15 protein-coding genes are annotated in these 16577 nt (G+C 74.6%); 8 read left to right on the forward strand and 7 right to left on the reverse strand.

Annotated elements, in window-relative coordinates; all coding sequences use genetic code 11:
• Window positions 1–102 precede the first annotated feature (102 nt).
• From ACIPYS_RS01345 to ACIPYS_RS01355, 3 genes are all read left to right on the forward strand, one after another.
• Window positions 103–1731, forward strand: coding sequence for a dolichyl-phosphate-mannose--protein mannosyltransferase (locus tag ACIPYS_RS01345; protein WP_093862222.1), 1629 nt, complete (start codon window positions 103–105; stop codon window positions 1729–1731).
• Between the two features lie 3 nt (window positions 1732–1734).
• Window positions 1735–2544 (forward strand): ABC transporter permease, encoded by an 810-nt coding sequence (locus ACIPYS_RS01350; RefSeq protein WP_400741724.1) that lies wholly within the window; start codon window positions 1735–1737, stop codon window positions 2542–2544.
• Between the two features lie 252 nt (window positions 2545–2796).
• Window positions 2797–3384: a TMEM165/GDT1 family protein gene (locus ACIPYS_RS01355; protein WP_093862223.1), complete on the forward strand. Its 588-nt coding sequence runs from the start codon at window positions 2797–2799 to the stop codon at window positions 3382–3384.
• Window positions 3385–3409: 25 nt separating this feature from the next.
• Here ACIPYS_RS01355 and ACIPYS_RS01360 read toward each other — a convergent pair whose 3' ends face one another.
• A complete protein-coding gene (locus ACIPYS_RS01360; RefSeq protein WP_400741729.1) occupies window positions 3410–4594 on the reverse strand; it encodes a peptidoglycan-binding protein in 1185 nt (394 codons plus the stop codon).
• A gap of 323 nt (window positions 4595–4917) precedes the next feature.
• On the opposite strand from ACIPYS_RS01360, the gene ACIPYS_RS01365 reads away from it, so the two are divergent.
• Window positions 4918–7056 carry an MDR family MFS transporter gene (locus ACIPYS_RS01365; protein WP_400741732.1) on the forward strand — a complete coding sequence of 713 codons (2139 nt, stop codon included), beginning with the start codon at window positions 4918–4920 and terminating at the stop codon, window positions 7054–7056.
• A 10-nt stretch (window positions 7057–7066) separates the two neighbouring features.
• Here the strand turns inward: ACIPYS_RS01365 and ACIPYS_RS01370 are convergent, their stop codons facing one another.
• Window positions 7067–7549: a MarR family winged helix-turn-helix transcriptional regulator gene (locus tag ACIPYS_RS01370; protein ID WP_400741736.1), complete on the reverse strand. Its 483-nt coding sequence runs from the start codon at window positions 7547–7549 to the stop codon at window positions 7067–7069.
• A 69-nt stretch (window positions 7550–7618) separates the two neighbouring features.
• Here ACIPYS_RS01370 and ACIPYS_RS01375 point away from each other — a divergent pair, with 69 nt between their 5' ends.
• The 4 genes from ACIPYS_RS01375 (at window position 7619) to ACIPYS_RS01390 (ending at window position 10456) form a co-directional block, all read left to right on the forward strand.
• On the forward strand, window positions 7619–7990 hold the full coding sequence (locus tag ACIPYS_RS01375; protein ID WP_400741738.1) for a cupin domain-containing protein: 372 nt from the start codon (window positions 7619–7621) through the stop codon (window positions 7988–7990).
• A 44-nt stretch (window positions 7991–8034) separates the two neighbouring features.
• A complete protein-coding gene (locus tag ACIPYS_RS01380; RefSeq protein WP_400741741.1) occupies window positions 8035–8361 on the forward strand; it encodes an antibiotic biosynthesis monooxygenase family protein in 327 nt (108 codons plus the stop codon).
• Between the two features lie 201 nt (window positions 8362–8562).
• Window positions 8563–9531, forward strand: a complete 969-nt coding sequence (locus ACIPYS_RS01385; RefSeq protein WP_400741744.1) for a helix-turn-helix domain-containing protein — start codon at window positions 8563–8565, stop codon at window positions 9529–9531.
• Between the two features lie 94 nt (window positions 9532–9625).
• Window positions 9626–10456, forward strand: a complete 831-nt coding sequence (locus ACIPYS_RS01390; RefSeq protein WP_400742819.1) for a glycosyltransferase family 2 protein — start codon at window positions 9626–9628, stop codon at window positions 10454–10456.
• 178 nt (window positions 10457–10634) lie between these two features.
• Here the strand turns inward: ACIPYS_RS01390 and ACIPYS_RS01395 are convergent, their stop codons facing one another.
• From ACIPYS_RS01395 to ACIPYS_RS01415, 5 genes are read right to left on the reverse strand one after another with little or no spacing between them, the layout of a single operon-like run.
• The gene (locus ACIPYS_RS01395; protein WP_400741747.1) at window positions 10635–11486 is read right to left on the reverse strand and encodes an ECF transporter S component; all 852 of its coding nucleotides are present in this window, start codon (window positions 11484–11486) and stop codon (window positions 10635–10637) included.
• Entirely contained in the window at window positions 11483–13105 is a 1623-nt protein-coding gene (locus ACIPYS_RS01400; protein WP_400741749.1) for an ABC transporter ATP-binding protein, read from the reverse strand. The genes ACIPYS_RS01395 and ACIPYS_RS01400 overlap by 4 nt, the downstream gene beginning before the upstream one ends.
• A complete protein-coding gene (locus ACIPYS_RS01405; protein ID WP_400742822.1) occupies window positions 13102–14349 on the reverse strand; it encodes a CbiQ family ECF transporter T component in 1248 nt (415 codons plus the stop codon). The genes ACIPYS_RS01400 and ACIPYS_RS01405 overlap by 4 nt, the downstream gene beginning before the upstream one ends.
• A complete protein-coding gene (locus ACIPYS_RS01410; RefSeq protein WP_400741752.1) occupies window positions 14346–15239 on the reverse strand; it encodes an SCO2322 family protein in 894 nt (297 codons plus the stop codon). The genes ACIPYS_RS01405 and ACIPYS_RS01410 overlap by 4 nt, the downstream gene beginning before the upstream one ends.
• Window positions 15236–16540: a prenyltransferase/squalene oxidase repeat-containing protein gene (locus ACIPYS_RS01415; protein ID WP_400741755.1), complete on the reverse strand. Its 1305-nt coding sequence runs from the start codon at window positions 16538–16540 to the stop codon at window positions 15236–15238. The genes ACIPYS_RS01410 and ACIPYS_RS01415 overlap by 4 nt, the downstream gene beginning before the upstream one ends.
• Window positions 16541–16577: the final 37 nt, after the last annotated feature.

Raw genomic sequence — 16577 nt, forward strand, 5'->3', positions numbered from 1 at the left:
GCGCCCACCGGCACATAGTGTCGGTGGCTGTTGACCGTCCGGCCCGACCCCCTCGGGGCCGGCACCCGGCGAGAACGGCGAAGCGGCGAGGCTACCGAGACCATGACCCAAGCGGCGCTCACCCACCCACCGGCCGCGACGGAGCCCGCCGCCCCGGCACCGGAGCGGCGAGGGCTGCCGCGCCTGGCGGCGGCCCGCTGGGACTGGCTCGGGCCGATCACGGTGGCGCTCTTCGCCGGTCTGCTGCGGTTCTGGAACCTCGGCCACCCCAACGCCTTCGTCTTCGACGAGACCTACTACCCCAAGGACGCCTGGTCCCTGCTGCAACAGGGTTACGAGGGCACCTGGCCGGAGCACGCGAACGAGCAGGTGCTCGCCGTCCCGCAGCAGATCCCGCTCACCTCGGCGCCCGAGTTCATCGCCCACCCGCCGCTCGGCAAGTGGGTGATCTCGCTCGGCGAGTGGGCCTTCGGCCTGCACCCCTTCGGCTGGCGGTTCATGACCGCGCTGCTCGGCACCGTCACCGTGCTGATGCTGGCCCGGATCGGCCGCCGGCTCTTCGGCTCCACCCTGATCGGCTGCACCGCCGCCCTGCTGATGGCCGTGGACGGCCTGCAACTGGTGATGAGCCGGGTCGGCCTGCTCGACGGCGTCCAGATGTTCTTCGTCCTGGCCGCCTTCGGCGCGCTGCTGATCGACCGCGACCACGCCCGGGACCGGCTCGCCGCCGTCCTCCCCGACCGGGGCGGGGACACCGTCCGGCTCGGGTGGCGGCCCTGGCGGATCGCCGCCGGCGTCTGCCTGGGCGCCGCCGCCGGGGTCAAGTGGAACGGCGTCATGGTGCTGGCCGCCTTCGGTGTGCTCACCGTGCTGTGGGACCGGTCCGGCCGCCGCTGGGCCGGCGCCCGCCGCCCCTGGCGCTCGATGCTCCGCCGGGACGCCGCGCCCGCCTTCCTCGCCACGGTCGGCGCCGCGTTCGTGGTCTACGTCGGCGGCTGGGCCGGCTGGCTGTTCACCGGCGGCGGCAAGGGCGCGACCGGCGGCGGCTTCGACCGGCACTGGGCCGACGACCGGGCCGGGCTCTCCCCGGACAGTTTCCTCGGCGTCCCGCTGCCGCAGCTCCCGATGAGCTGGGTGCCCGCGCCGCTGCGCAGCCTCTGGCACTACCACGCGCAGATGTACGACTTCAACACCGGTCTCAGCAGCCCGCACACCTACCAGTCCAACCCGTTCAGCTGGCTGGTCCAGGGCCGGCCGGTCTCGATGTACTGGGAGCAGGTGCCGGCCGGCCAGCGCGGCTGCACCGCGTCCGGCGGCTGCGCGGCGCAGATCCTCGGCCTCGGCACCCCGCTGCTCTGGTGGACGGCCTGCTTCGCCCTGGTCTACCTGCTCTGGCGGTGGGCCTTCCGCCGGGACTGGCGCTCCGGCGCGGTGCTGTGCGCGGTGGCCGGCGTCTACCTGCCGTGGTTCCAGTACCAGGAGCGGACGGTCTTCTCCTTCTACATGGTGGTGCTCGTCCCCTTCCTCTGCCTGGCCGTGGCGCAGATGCTGGGGGCGATGCTCGGCCCCGAGGGCTGCTCGCCCGAACGGCGGCGGATCGGCGCGGCCGGGGCCGGGCTGGTCGTGCTCGCGATCATGGCCTGCTTCGCCTTCTTCTACCCGCTGTACACCGCGGAGGTGATCCCGATGACGTCCTGGCAGGACCGGATGTGGTTCACCACCTGGATCTGACGGGTGCCCGGTGTCCTGTCGGCCGCCGGTGGGGGGCAGCTGCTGCCGGTGACCCCGGCGCTGGGCGCGGTCACCGCGGTGCTGCTGCTGGCCGCCGTCGCGGTGGCGGGGTGGGGCCGGCTCGGGCACGGGCGCGCGGTGCTGCGGGCCGGGCTGCGCGCGGTGGCCCAGCTCGCCGTCGTCGCGCTGGTGATCGCCTGGGTGGTCGACTCGCTGTGGTGGTCGGCGCTGTTCGTGCTGCTGATGTTCTCGGTCGCGGTGCGGACCGCCGGACGGCGGATGGTCCCGGGCCGGGGGCGGGCCTGGCTGTGGGCGGCCGCGCCGATCGGTGCCGGGGTGCTGCCGGTGCTGGTGCTGCTGCTCGGCAGCGGACTGCTGCCGCCGAAGGGCCTGTCGGTCATCCCGGTCGCCGGCATCCTGATCGGCGGCGCGCTCACCGCCACCTCGCTGTCCGGGCGGCGGGCCCTGGACGAGCTGCGCCAGCGGCACGGCGAGGTCGAGGCGGCGCTGGCGCTCGGCCTCGAGGAGCGGGACGCCCGGATGGAGATCTGCCGGACGGCCGCCGCCACCTCGCTCGTCCCGGCGCTCGACCAGACCCGGACGGTGGGCCTGGTCACGTTGCCGGGGGCGTTCGTGGGCATGCTGCTCGGCGGGGCCTCGCCGGTCCAGGCCGGCACGGTGCAGCTGTTCGTGCTGGTGGCGCTGCTGGCGGTGGAGTCGACGGCGGTCGTGGTGGTGCTGGAACTGGTCGGCCGGGGGCTGGTCCGGGCCGGCGGCCCGTCCGCCTCCGCGCCGGGCGGCCGGGAGCGGTGATCGGGTAGGCTTGGCCGAGTTGAAGGGGAGTAGCCCTCCACCGGACCGTCGACATACTGGCCCCTCGGGGCCCGGCGCCCGGGGCACCGCGGATCTTCGTCCGTCGTGCCGGCGAGACCTTCGGCCGCAGTGCTGTGAACGTGGGCGCGTCCGTGCGTCCCGCGTGTCTTCCAACCAGCGCTGTCGGGCCGGAGCGACCCCTGACGGAGCTGCCCGCGGTCCGGCAGCCCGACCCGAGGGACACCACCCCCGATGAGTCTGACCGTCGCCGCGATCACGTTCGGCATCGTCTTCCTGGCCGAACTGCCCGACAAGACCGCCCTGGCCAGCCTGATGCTCGGCGCCAAGTACCGGGCGAGCTACGTCTTCGCCGGCATCGCCGCCGCCTTCGCCCTCCAGGTGGGCATCGCCCTGGTCGCCGGGCAACTGCTCTCGCTGCTGCCGCAGCGCTGGGTCGAGGGCGTCACCGGTGTGCTGTTCCTGGCCGGTGCGGCGATGCTGCTGTTCCACGGCGGGGGCGACGAGGAGGACGGGCACGCCGCGAAGGAGCCCTCCGCGAACAGCTTCTGGAAGGTCGCCGGGGCCAGCTTCGTGGTCGTGGCGATCGCCGAGTTCGGCGACCTGACCCAGATCATGACCGCCAACCTGGCCGCCAAGTACGCCGACCCGCTGGCCGTGGGCCTGGGCGCCTGGCTGGCGCTGTGCGCGGTCGCGGGGATCGCGATCCTGGGCGGGCAGAAGCTGCTGAAGCACGTGCCGATGAAGATGATCATCCGGGTGGCGGCGGGCATCATGGTGCTGATGGCCGGGGTCAGCATCTTCCAGGCGATCACGGGCTGACGGCCCGCCCGGGGACGGTCCGGGGTCAGCAGCCGGTGCGCTTCTCCAGGGCGGCCCGGGTGTTGGCCCCGTAGACGCCCTTCTTGTCGCCACGGACGCCTTGAATGGTCTGGAAGTACGACACGTAGTACTCGGTGTCGCCGTCGTAGTAGCCGTTCACGGGGATGTCGGGCGCCATCCAGCACAGCACCACGGCCAGCTTCTGCTGCATGCCCTGCACGTCGGCGCCCTGCATGCCGTACTGCAGCACCCGGTTCGTGGGGGTCGGTGTCGGCGTCGGCGTCGCGGTCGGCGTGGGCGTCGCGGTGGCCGTCGGGGTGGCGGCCGGGGGTGCGGAGGGGGTCGGGGCGGGGCTCGACGGCGCCGGGGGCTGGCCGGACGGGGCGGTGGTCGGCGCCGGTGCCGGGGCCGGCGGCGGGACGGCGGCGGTGGTGCTCGGGGCGTTCGGGGGCGGGGTGCTCGCGGTCGACCGGGTCGGCGAGGGCTTGGCGCTCGTCCGGCTCGGTGTGGGGGTCGGGGTGTCGCTCGTGGGCGGTGGCGCGCTCGGGCTCGGCACGGCCGGCGCGGTCGGGGCCACCGGGGCAGGGGCGATCGTCGTACTGGGCGGGGGCGCGGCCCGGTCGTCCGGGTCGGCGGACCCGGTGACCGCGTAGGCCAGGCCGACGGTGAGCGCCAGCAGGCCGGCGCCGGCCGCGACCAGCAGCCCCTTGCGGCGGCCGGGCCCGCCGCCGTTCTCCTGCTCGGCGGCGCGCCGCGCGGCCCGGCCACCGGTGGGTGCCGCGGTGCCGGGGGCGACCGGGGCGACCGGGAAGACGCCGAGCTCGTCCTCGGCGGGGGCGTCGTGGGCCCCGGCCGGGGGCGGGGGCGGGGGGAAGAGCGGGGCGGTGGCGACCGGGGGCAGCACGGTGGTCGCGTAGGCGTCGGCGTCCGGCCCCAGCGGGGGAGCGACCGGCGGCGGGGCGACCGTGGGCAGCACGGTGGTGCTGAACGGGTCGGCTGTCGGCGCCCCCGGTGCCGGGGGAGCTTCGAGGTGGGCCGGGAAGGCCGGGTCGGCCACCTGGTCGACGGCCTGCGGCACGTACGGGCGCACCAGTGGCGGGCCCTCCAGGTGCGGCAGGACGGCGGTGTCGTCGAGGCCGTGGTCCGGCGGGAGGCAGCCGCACCCGGTGGATCGTGCGGAGCCGCACGTCGGGCAGCGCTGGTCCGGCATCGGCCGGCCCTCCTCGGTTCTCGGTCGTTCGCGGTGGTTCGCGGTCCCGGACGCGTGGTCGGTCGGACTCGTGTTCAGGCCATGGACGGGCCTGATTATGCAGGACGTCCCTGAGGGGGGACAGGGGCGTCCGGCCCGGTGTGGGGGCCTTGTGGCGGTTGGTGGGGATTGGGGGTCGGTGAACGGTGGGTGTGCGGATGTGAAGGTCCTGCTGGCATTCGCGCTTACGTTCGGCCCAATCAAACCGGGCGAAGCGGGGCATTTCTGACAGCATGGTGGCCTGGAGTGATCATCTGCCGACCTGTGAGGGATACGGAGACGCCATGACGGATCCGATCGCCGCGTCCGACCGGAGCCCGGACGGGGAGCCGGGGTCCGGGCAGGGGCCGGGGCCGATGTCGGGACAGGGGGCGGTCCCGGGGTCCGCGGGAGCGCCCGTCCGGCCTCCGGTCACCGGGGGCAGCCTGTGGGTGCCGATCGGGGCCCTGCTGCTGGCCATGCTGCTCGCGGCGCTCGACCAGACCATCGTCTCCACTGCGCTGCCCACCATCGTCAGCGACCTCGGCGGCCTGGAGCACCTGTCCTGGGTGGTCACCGCCTACATGCTCGCCTCGACCGCGGCCACCCCGCTGTGGGGCAAGCTCGGCGACATGTACGGCCGGAAGGTCTTCTTCCAGGCCTCCATCGTGATCTTCCTGCTGGGCTCGGTGCTGTGCGGCATCGCCCAGAACATGGGGGAGCTGATCGCCTTCCGCGCCGTCCAGGGCCTGGGCGGCGGCGGTCTGATCGTGCTCTCGCAGGCCATCGTCGGGGACCTCGTGCCGCCCCGGGACCGGGGGAAGTACCAGGGCGTCTTCGGCGCCGTCTTCGGTGTCACCAGCGTGCTCGGCCCGCTGCTCGGCGGCCTGTTCGTCGACAACCTCAGCTGGCGCTGGGTGTTCTACATCAACCTGCCGATCGGCGTGGTCGCCCTGGTGGTGATCGCCGCCGTGCTGCACGGGTCGGAGGTCCGGCGCCGGCACCGGATCGACTACCCCGGCACCGTGCTGATCGCCTCGGTGGCCACCTGCCTGGTGCTGATGACCTCGCTCGGCGGGACGACCTGGGGGTGGGGTTCCTGGCAGATCATCGGCCTGGGAGTGCTCGGCCTGGTCCTGCTGGTCGCGTTCGTCCAGGTGGAGCGGACCGCGGAGGAGCCGGTCCTTCCGCTGCGGCTGTTCCGCTCCCGGACCTTCAGCCTGGTGGCCGTCATCTCCTTCGTGGTCGGCTTCGCGATGTTCGGCGCGCTCACCTATCTGCCGACCTTCCTCCAGGTGGTCATGGGGGTCTCGCCGACGATGTCCGGCATCCACATGCTTCCGATGGTGATCGGCATGCTGGTCACCTCGATCGGCTCCGGTCAGATCGTGGCCAGGACCGGCCACTACCGGGTCTTCCCGATCGCCGGCACCGCCGTCACCGTCGTCGGCCTGTTCCTGCTGTCCCTGCTCGACGAGCACAGCAGCACCTTCGAGATGAGCTGCTACTTCCTGGTCTTCGGCCTCGGCCTCGGCCTGGTGATGCAGGTGCTGGTGCTGATCGTGCAGAACTCCGTCGGCTACCAGGACCTCGGTGTCGCCACCGCCGGTGCCACCTTCTTCCGCTCCATCGGCGCCTCCTTCGGGGTCTCCGTCTTCGGCACGATCTTCGCCTCCGGGCTCAACGACCGGCTCGGCGACGCCCTGGCCGGCGTCGCGCTGCCGCCCGGCTTCAGCGCCGGGGCGATCACCTCCGACCCGCGGGTCGTCGCCCAGCTGCCCACCGCCACCCAGGAAGCGGTCTACCACGCCTACGCCGAGTCGATCACCCGGGTCTTCCTCTACGCGGTGCCGGTGGCGGTGGTCGCCTTCGTGCTCTCGCTGTTCCTGCGGGAGCAGAAGCTGCGCACCACCGTGACCGCCCCCGACCTCTCCGAGTCCATCGGCCTCAACCCGGTCGAGCGCTCCTCGCTGGACGAGATCAGCCGGGCGCTGTCCGTCCTCGGCACCCGGGAGGCGGGGCGCGACCTGTTCCGGCGGATCACCGCCGGCGCCGGCCTGGACCTGAAACCGGCGTCCAGCTGGCTGCTGCTCAAGATGCACCAGCACGGCTCGGTGGAGCCCGCCGAGCTGGCGGAGCACCGGATCGTGCCCTTCTCGGTGGTCGAGGAGGCGGTGCGCGAGGTCGAGGGCCGGGGCCTGGCCGCCCGCACCGGCGGCCTGCCGCTGCGGCTCACCGAGCCGGGCGAGGCGGCGGCGGTCCGGCTGGTCGCGGCCCGGCGGGCGCAGCTCGCCGAACTCCTCGGCGACTGGGACGAGAAGCAGTTCGACGACCTGGCCGAACTGCTCACCCGGCTGGCCTCCACGCTGTGCGCGGACCGGCGGGACCGGCCCGACCGGGTCGAGGACGAGCACCCGTACCACGGTGAGGGGCGCTCGTTCTGACGCTCCGTCCCTACGGCGCTCCGAACCACCTCGGGGTGTCCAGCCGGAACGGGTCCCCGGGCGCGAGCGTTCGCAGGGCGTCCTCCAGCTCCCGCAGCTGTTCCTCGCCGCCCAGCTGTGCGGCCCACTCCGTGCGCAGCTCCTCGAAGATCCGGGCCGACCGGACCAGGAAGTCCACCCCGCGCGCCGTCAGCCGGACCACCTTGCGGCGGGCGTCCGCCGGGTCGCTGCCGCGCTCGACGTAGCCGAGCCGTTCCAGCTGCTCGACGGTCTTCCCGGCCGCCTGCTTGGACACTCCGAGGCGCTTCCCGAGCTCGACGGCGGTGGTGCCGTGCGGCCCGATCGCCTGGAACACGAACCCGTGCGTCGGACGGAGGTCGGGGTGTCCCTCGCGGGCGATCCGCTCGTGCAGTTCGTCGATGATCAGCCGGAACGCGAACAGCAGCCGCAGTGGCAGTTCGTAGCCCGGCGAGGCCTCTTGCCCGGAATCCATTGACACGATCGACAACCTCATTGACTATATAGACAACCTGATTGTCCATCCTAAGGGAGACAGCCCCTCTTGTCCGTCATCCGCAGCACCGACGCCCGCCGTACCGAGACCCCCAACGCCGTCATGACCACCTACGCCTCGCCCACCCAGGGCGGCACCGGCCTCGCGCTGTGGCGGGTCGAGATGCAGGCGGCCCGCTCCGGACCGCGCCACACCATGGACACCGAGCAGGTGTGGACCTTCCTCGCCGGTACCGCCGTCGTCGACCTCGACGGCGAGGAGCTCGCCCTCGCCGCCGGCGACACCCTCGTCCTGCCCGCCGACCTCCCCCGGCAGCTGCGCTCCGACGACGGCTTCACCGCCGTCGTCGCCTCCCCGGCGCCGTCCATGGCCGTCAGCCCGGAGACCGGGGACCGGGTCGCCCCGCCGTGGATCGTGTGAGGTGTAGCAGACTGCCTCCCGGAACAACCCTGAGGAGGTACGGCGTGTCCGTCGTCAAGATCAATGTGCTGACCGTTCCGGCTGAGCAGCGCGAGGTGCTGGAGCAGCGCTTCGGCGCGCGGGCCGGTGCGGTGGAGAACTCGGACGGCTTCGAGTACTTCGAGCTGCTCCGCCCGGTCGAGGGCACCGACCAGTACCTGGTCTACACCCGCTGGCGGGACGAGGAGTCCTTCCAGGCCTGGCTCGCCGGCCCGATGCAGGCCGCCCACCGCCCGGCGGCCAAGGACGGCGACGCGCCGCAGCGGCCCGCCGCCAGCGGCTCCACGCTGTGGTCCTTCGACGTGGTGCAGTCGGCCGGCCCGAAGGGCTGAGACCGGCAGTTCGCGGAACGGCGCGCCCCCAACGCAACGGCGTCCGGGGCGCGCCGTCGTGCGTTCGAGGGTGGATCGTGTCATTGGACGGTTCATCACATGGGGGCGCTGTTCGGCGTTGGAGTACGCCGGGGTGAGTGCGCGTGCGCCGCCCGATCGGGTGATGGGGATGAGGTTTCCGGGGCTGTTCGCTGGACTAGCGTGATCATTGCGTTCAGCAAAGGAAAGCCCCGGCGGTGCGCCAACACCCCGGGGAACGGCACCAGGAGACGGACCTCCAAGATGCAGATCAATCGTATCCCCAAGCACGCGCCCGGGTACACGATCCTCGACAACGGGCATGTCGTGCGGAAGCACTCGCTCAGTTGGGCGGCGCGCGGGTTGCTCGGGTACCTCCTCAGTCTGCCGAACGGCGCTCGGGAGGATGTTCGGACGCTGGCCGCGAAGAGCGTCGAGGGGCGGGCGACGGTGGCCCGGGCGTTGCGGGAGCTGGAGGCGGCCGGGCACTACGTGCGGCGGACCGTGCGCGACCCCTTGACGGGGCGGGTCACGACGGCTGTCTCCGTGCATGAAGTGCCCTTGGCGGACAAGGCGGTTCACACGTTGCCACCGGTTCCCGTGGCACCGGCCGCCGGGCCGTCCGGCGCCGGGAAGGCGGGAAGCCCCTCCTTGAGGGCAAGGACGGTGAGGCGGAAGGAACCCTCCGTCCTTCCGGTGGCGACAGCGCCCCGGATGACGGAAGGGATGGGGCTGCTGATCGAACTCGGTTCCCGGGAGCCGGCGTTGGCACTGGCCGGCAAACCGCTGGCGGACCAGGCCGCGCGGGTGGAGGGCCTGTTGGCGGGCGGATGGTCGGCGGACGCGCTGATGGGCATCCTGGCCGCGCCGCTGCCGGGGAAGGTGACCCACAGCGTTGCGGCGATCCTCGGCGGGCGGCTGACGAAGGTGCCGCCCGTGCCGATGGGCCGTGGCGCGGTGGTGGAGCCGCTGGCGGTGCCGCGCCCCAGGCGCCATGAGTGCGCGGGACGGGACGGCCTGTGCGGCCGTCCCGTCGGCGGAGCGGCGGAGCTGTGCACCGGCTGCCGCCAGCCCCGGGTGGTGGGGGAGCGGACGATGCCGCGGACCTCGACGGGCGGGAAGGCTCCGGTTCTCGGTGAGTTCACGGAGTGACCTGCCACGCGGCTTCGGCGTTCGTGAGGTCATCTCTGGTTCTTCGAAGGAAAGAGGTTCGGTGGGCGTCAAGCTGGGCGTGGCGGTCCTGACCATGGGTACGCGGCCGAAGGAACTGGCTGAGCTGCTGGTGTCGGTGGAGGTGCAGACGGTCAAGGCTGCGAAGGTCGTGGTGGTCGGCAACGGGTGCGTGCTGCCGGAACTGCCCGCCGGGGTGGAGGGTGTGGAGCTCGCGTACAACCTCGGGGTGACCGGCGGTCGCAACGTCGCGCTCGACCACCTGCGCGACGTGGACGTGGTGATCGACCTGGACGACGACGGCCTGCTGGTCGACGACGACGTCCTCGCCCGGATCACCGCCCTGTACGAGGACGACCACCAGCTGGGCATCGTCAGCTTCCGCATCGCTGACGAGACCGGCCTCACCCAACGTCGCCACGTTCCCCGGCTGCGGGCCGGCGATCCGATGCGCGGTGGTGAGGTGACCAGCTTCCTCGGTGGCGGCCACGCCCTGTCCTCGAAGATGCTGGAGCAGGTCGGCGACTGGCCGGACTCCTTCTTCTTCGCGCACGAGGAGACCGACATGGCCTGGCGGGCGCTCGATGCCGGCTGGCGGGTGCTCTACGTCCCCGAGCTTCTGCTTCAGCACCCGCGCACCAGCCCGACCCGGCACTCCTTCTTCTACCGGGTCAACGCCCGCAACCGCGTGTACCTGGCTCGCCGCCACCTCCCGGCCCTGTTGGTGCCGGTCTACCTCGGCGTGTGGACGGTGCTCACCGTCGCCCGGAGCCGGGACGTGGCAGGGCTGAAGGCGTGGTTCGCGGGCTTCGCCGAGGGCTGGCGCACACCGTGCGGTCGGCGCAGGCCGATGCGCTGGCACACGGTGTGGAGCATGACCAAGCTGGGGCGTCCGCCGATCATCTAGGCCGCTGCGGCCTGGCGAAGCCAGTCGTCGACGGCACGCCGGTTCTGGACGTGAAGCCGTGGTTCGGTGAGATGGGACCTCGTGGGGAGCAGCGCCAGGCCGAATGGACGACTGTCATGCTCCGCGACTACTTCGCGCCCGGGGCCGGTGACTGACGGCTGACCGGGGCGGGCCGTTCTCAGTCGGTCGGAGGCCGGAAGGTGACCGGGGCGGCGAAGGCGGCGCGGCGGGTGGCGCGGCGCAGGGCGCGCAGGACCGGGGTGCCGAGGGTGAGACAGAGGACCACGGTGAGGGCGGCGCGGGGGAGGTCCCAGCCGAGGGAGGTGGTGAGGCAGTAGACGGCGAAGCGGACCAGGTTCTCGGAGACCGGGTCGCCGGGGACGAAGGAGATCGAGCTCGCCAGGCCGGCGATGTAGGGCCAGCCCTGGAGGTTCATCACCACGCCGTAGAGCAGCGAGGCCACGGCCCCGTAGCCGGCGAGCAGGGCGAGTTCGCGGCGGCCGCGCAGCCGGGCCGGGCCGGGGAGCAGGCCCGCGCCGAGGCAGACCCAGCCCATGGCGAGCATCTGGAACGGCAGCCAGGGGCCGACGCCGCCGGTGAGCAGGGCCGACGCGAACATCGACAGCGCGCCGAGGACGAAACCGAAGCCCGGTCCGAGGACCCGGCCGGACAGCACCATCAGGAAGAACATCGGCTCCAGTCCGGCCGTGCCCGCGCCGAGCGGGCGCAGGGCGGCGCCGGCGGCGGCGAGGACGCCGAGGAGTGCGACGGACTTGGCGTCCAGCCCGGGGGCTCCGCCGCCCGCCGTCCGGCCCTCGGAGATCTGGGCGACGACGACGGCCAGGAGCAGCGGGAGCAGCAGGGCGAACAGCCAGGGGGCGTCGGCGGAGTGGCCGACCAGGGCGGAGTCGGTGGAGGCGAGCAGCGGCCAGCCGAAGCCGGCCACGCCGACCAGGGAGGTCAGGGCCAGGGCGAGGACGGAACGGCGGCCGAGCGCTACCGGGCGGGCGAGGACGGAGGGCGGGGTCATGCGTCGGGTCCGATCCGGTCGAGGGCCCCGGCGACCTGGTGGACGGTGAGCCAGGGCCCCGGGGCGAGGATCTTGGCGACCTGCGGGGCGAACGCCGGCGAGCCGAGCACCACCTCCGGCGTCGGGCCGTCCGCGACGATCTCGCCGTCGGCCAGGACGGCCGTGCGGTCGGAGAGTTCGGCGGCCAGTTCGACGTCGTGGGTGGCGAGCAGGACGCCGTGGCCCTCGGCGGCGAGGCCGCGCAGGATCTCGACCAGCCGGGCCTTGGCCGCGTAGTCGAGGCCCCGGGTGGGCTCGTCGAGCAGGATCAGCGGCGGCCGGGCGGTCAGCACCACCGCCAGGGCGAGGGTGAGCCGCTGGCCCTCGGAGAGGTCGCGCGGGTGGACGGCGTCGGGCAGGCCGGGCAGCAGCCGTTCCACCAGGGCCCGGCAGGTGCCGGGTTCGGTGCCCGCGTCGTGGTCGGCGGAGGCGCACTCGGCGGTGACGCTCTCGCCGTACAGCAGGTCGCGCGGGTCCTGCGGGACGAGGCCGACCTGGCGGACGAGTTCGGCGGGCCGGGTGCGGTGCGGGGTGCGGCCGCCGACGTCGACCGAGCCGGAGGCCGGGGCGTGCAGGCCGACCAGGGCGCCGAGCAGGGTGGACTTGCCGGCGCCGTTGCGGCCCATCAGGGCCGTGATCGTTCCGGCGTGCAGGGTGAGGTCGACGCCGCGCAGGGCCGGGACCGGGCCGCGCCGGACCACCAGGCGGGAGGCGGTGGCGAGCGGGGTGCCGGTGGCGGAGGCGGCCGGGGCGGCGGGCGGCCGGTGGCCGTCCAGCCGGGCGCGCAGCCCGGCCGCCCGGCGGCGGGCGTCGCGGACGGTGAGCGGCAGCGGGTGCCAGCCGGCCAGCCGGCCGAGCCCGACCACCGGCGGGTGGACCGGTGAGTGCGCCATGATCTCGGCGGGCTCGCCCAGCACCGGCGGCGCGCCGGGGGTCAGCAGCAGGACCCGGTCGGCGTACTGGACCACGCGCTCCAGCCGGTGCTCGGCCATCAGCACGGTGGTGCCGAGGTCGTGCACCAGCCGCTGGAGCACCGCCAGCACCTCCTCGGCGGCGCCCGGGTCGAGCGCGGAGGTCGGCTCGTCCAGGACCAGGACCTTCGGGTGGACGGTGAGCACCGAGCCGATGGCGACCCGCTGCTGCTGGCCGCCGGACAGCGAGCCGAGCGCCCGCTGCCGCAGCTCGGCCAGGCCGAGGAGGTCGAGGGTCTCCTCGACCCGGCGCCGCATCACGTCCGGGGGCAGGCCCAGGGACTCCATGCCGTAGGCGAGTTCGTCCTCGACCGTGTCGGTGACGAAGTGCGCCCGCGGGTCCTGGCCCACCGTGCCGACCAGGTCGGCGAGGTCGCGCGGGCGGTGCTCCCGGGTGTCGCGCCCGTCGACGGTCACCCGGCCGTGCAGCACGCCGCCGGTGAAGTGCGGGACGAGGCCGCTCACGGTGCCCAGCAGGGTCGACTTGCCGGAGCCCGACGGGCCGACGAGCAGGCAGAGTTCGCCCTCGGGCACGGTCAGGTCGACGCCGTCGATCGTGGGCGCCTCGGCGTCGGCGTACTGGACGCCGACCTGGTCGAAGGTGATCACGGAGTCCTCCCGGGCTCGGTGGTGGCGGCCTTGGGGGTGGTGGTCGGGTTCCTGGACGCGGCGGCGCTGCCGCCGGTGTCCGGCGGTACCGGGGTGACGAAGGCGGGGAGCAGCCCGAACAGGACGGCGGCCGCGGCGGCGACGGGCAGCACCGGCGCGGTCGGCGGCACGACGGTGGGGGCGAAGGCGAGCGGGTCCAGCGTGGCCAGCCAGGCCGTCGCCGCCGCCACCGCGACCCCGGACCCGGCGGTGAGCCACTCCGGCAGCGCCCAGGGGTCGGGCCGGTACCGGGTCCGGACCGAACGCCGCCCACCCAGCAGCAGCCCGGCGAAGGCGGCGGCCAGGCCGATCACCAGCACCGGCGCCGCCCAGCCGGCCCCGCCCGCCGTCAGCAGCCCGTACGCGGCCAGGCAGATGCCGAGCAGCCCGGCCAGGGTCAGCCCGGCGGTGAGCACGGCGATCCGGCGCGGCACGGCGGCGGTGCGGCCGAAGCCGCGGGTGTCCATCGCCGCCGCCAGCGCCACCGAGCGCTCCAACGCGCCCTCCAGGACGGGCAGTCCGACGCTGAGCACGGCGGCCACGCCCCGGTCGGAGCGGCCGCGCAGCCGGCGGGCGGCGCGCAGCCGCTGCACGTCGGCGACCAGATTGGGCGCGAAGGTCATCGCGACCACGACGGCCACGCCCGCCTCGTAGAGCGCGCCGGGGAGCGTGCGCAGCAGCCGGGCCGGGCTGGCGAGGGCGTTGGCGGCGCCCACGCACACCAGCAGGGTGGCCAGCCGCAGCCCGTCGTACAGCGCGGCGAGCAGCCCCTCGGCGGTCACCCGGCCGCCGATCCGGACGCCCTGCGCCCATGCGGGCAGCGGGACTTCGGGGAGGGTGAAGAGGACGTGGGTACCGGGGACCGGCGAGCCGAGGAGGACGGCGAACAGCAGCCGGATGCCGAGCACCAGGAGGCCGAGCCGCAGGAACGCGCCGTAGGAGCGCGACCAGGGCGCGTCGCCGCGTCGGGCGGCGACGACGTACCCGGCGACGGCGGCCAGCAGCAGCAGGACCAGTGGATTGGTGGTGCGGGTGGCGGCCGCGCCCAGCCCGAGTGCCCACAACCACCAGGCTCCTGGGTGCAGTTGGCGAGGTCCGGCGGCCGGTCGGCGGCGGGCGGCGCGGGGTGTGGGCACGGTGGGGTCCAGGGGGTCGGTCCGGAGCGGGGCGGCGGGCGGGCGGGGCCGGGTGGTGGCCGGCGTCATCTGCGGCGGCGCGACTGCCAACGGGCGCCCGCGGCCACGGCGAGGACGAGGGCCAGGCCGGCGCCGATCCCGAGGACGGGTCCGGCGCCACCGGGGGAGGCCCCGGCCGCCGTCGACCCGGTGGCGTCGGCCGGGCCGGTGGCCGTGCCGCTCCCGCCCGCCCCGGTCGGCCGCGCCGCCCCGCCGAGCTGCTCGCCGCAGCCCGTGCGCGGATAGCCCGCGATGGCGCAGAGCAACCCGCTGCCGTCGTACCGCAGCGGAGGGGCGACGGTGGCCAGCACCTCCGCCGAGCTGGCCCGGGTCGGCACGAGGGCGCACGCGGTCCGGGGCTCCGGCGGGGTCTCGTGGGCGGGCGCGTCGGCGGGGCCGCCGAAGTCCAGCACCACGGCGACCCGCTTGCGCCCGGCCTCGGCCGGTGTACCGGCGCAGAGGGCGGCGAAGTCCCCGCTCTGCCCGGGCCGGGTGGCCTGCCGGCCGCCGTCGGGGCTGACGGCGAACCGCCAGCCCTCGACCTCGCCGTCCGCCGGGACGTGCACGGCGGGGCCCTGCTGCTGGTACGTCCAGCCGCCGTCGGACCACCGCCAGAACGACCAGTAGCGGTAGCCGGCGGCCTGTGCCTGAGCGGCCCCGAGCAGGAGCACGATCAGCAGGCCGACGACCGTCCCGGCCAGGAAGCGCAGGGCCGCCCGCACCACCCGCCGCCGGACCGCCGCCGCCTCGTTCTCGGCGACGGCGACGGCGACGGCGACGGCGACGGCGGCGGCTACGGGGGCTACGGCGGCAGGCGCTACGGCGGCGGTGGCAGCGGTTGCCTGGCCGGCAGGGGTGGCAACGGCCGGGACCGGGGCCGTGGTCGGACGCGGTTCCCGGTCCCGGCCGGGCGGGGTCACAGCTTCGCGCCGCGCTTGCGCTGCAGGCTGAGCACCAGCCCGCCGCCGATGCCGATCAGCAGGCCGACACCGAGCAGCCAGAACTTGCCGATGCCGCCGTCCTTGTCCTTCTCGGCCGAGGCGGAGGCCGAGGCAGAGGCGGAGCCACCGGGCGACGCCGCACCGACGGCCTTGGGCGCCGGGCCGAGCGCGGTCAGCTGCGCCACCAGGTCGGCCCCGCCGAAGGCGGCCGGGTCGCGCTGCGCGGCCTGCGCCACCAGCACCAGGGTGGCGGTGGCGGCGGCGTCGGTGCCGCCCTTGGTCCAGTTGCCGCCCTCCTTGGCCAGCCAGTCGACGGCGCCCGCGGCCTGCTGCGGGTGCCCGCCCTGGACCAGGCCGAGCGCGGCCCAGGCGGTGGCGGTGTAGTCGGGGGAGGGGGCGGCGCCGGGCAGGGTCAGCATCAGGTGCTGGCCGCCCGCGGCGAGCTGCGCGGTGAGGTAGGCGCCCGCCGCCTCGCCGGAGTCGGCCCGGGGGACGGCGGTGGCGGTGGCACCGGCGTCGGCGCAGGCCAGGGCCTTGGGGGCGGCGTCGGTCCGGTTGCCGTTGGCGACCGGAAGCTTCCCGCCGGCCGCGGCGAGCGAGGCCTGGCCGCTGGCGAGGGCGTTGGGCTCGGCGGCGGGGGAACCGGCCGGGGCGGTCTGGTAGACGAAGGCTCCGCGCTGGTCGGCGGGGGCGGCGCAGCCGAGCTGGAAGACGGCGAGCCCGTCGAAGGCGTTGCGGCCGGCCTTGGCGACCGTCGCCGGGTCGGTCTTCGCGGCGATCAGGGCGTTGACGGCGAGGCCGGTGGAGTTGGCGTCACCCGGGTTGCCGGGGTTGTAGGCCCAGCTGCCGTCCGCGTTCTGGTTGGCCCTGAGCCACTGGACGCCCTTGTCCACGGTGTCCTGGTGCCCGCCGAGGGCGGTCAGCGCCTGGATCGCGAGCGCGGTCGCGTTGCTGTCCTCGAACACCGGGTCGCAGGCGGTCGCGGCGTCGGCGCGGTACGAGGGCCAGCCGCCGTCCGCGCACTGCTGTCCGGTCAGCCAGGAGACGGCGGAGTCGGCGGGGGTCACCTTGGCGGTGGTCAGCGCGGTCAGGGCGAGGGACTGCCGCCACACCCCGTCGTAGGTGGGGTCGCCCTTGCCGTACAGGCCGTCGGGGAGCGGGGCGGTGCCGAGGCTCGCGGTGGGGCTCGGGACGTCGGCGAACGCCGGGGTGGCGGCGGCGGTTCCGGCGAGCAGCGCGGCGGCCAGGGCGGCGGCGCCCGCGCGGGCGGCGGTCAGCATGATCGGAGTTGTGCCTTTCGATGAGCGGTGCCGGCCG

Source organism: Kitasatospora sp. NPDC089913, from assembly GCF_044748625.1.
Classification (GTDB): Bacteria; Actinomycetota; Actinomycetes; order Streptomycetales; family Streptomycetaceae; genus Kitasatospora.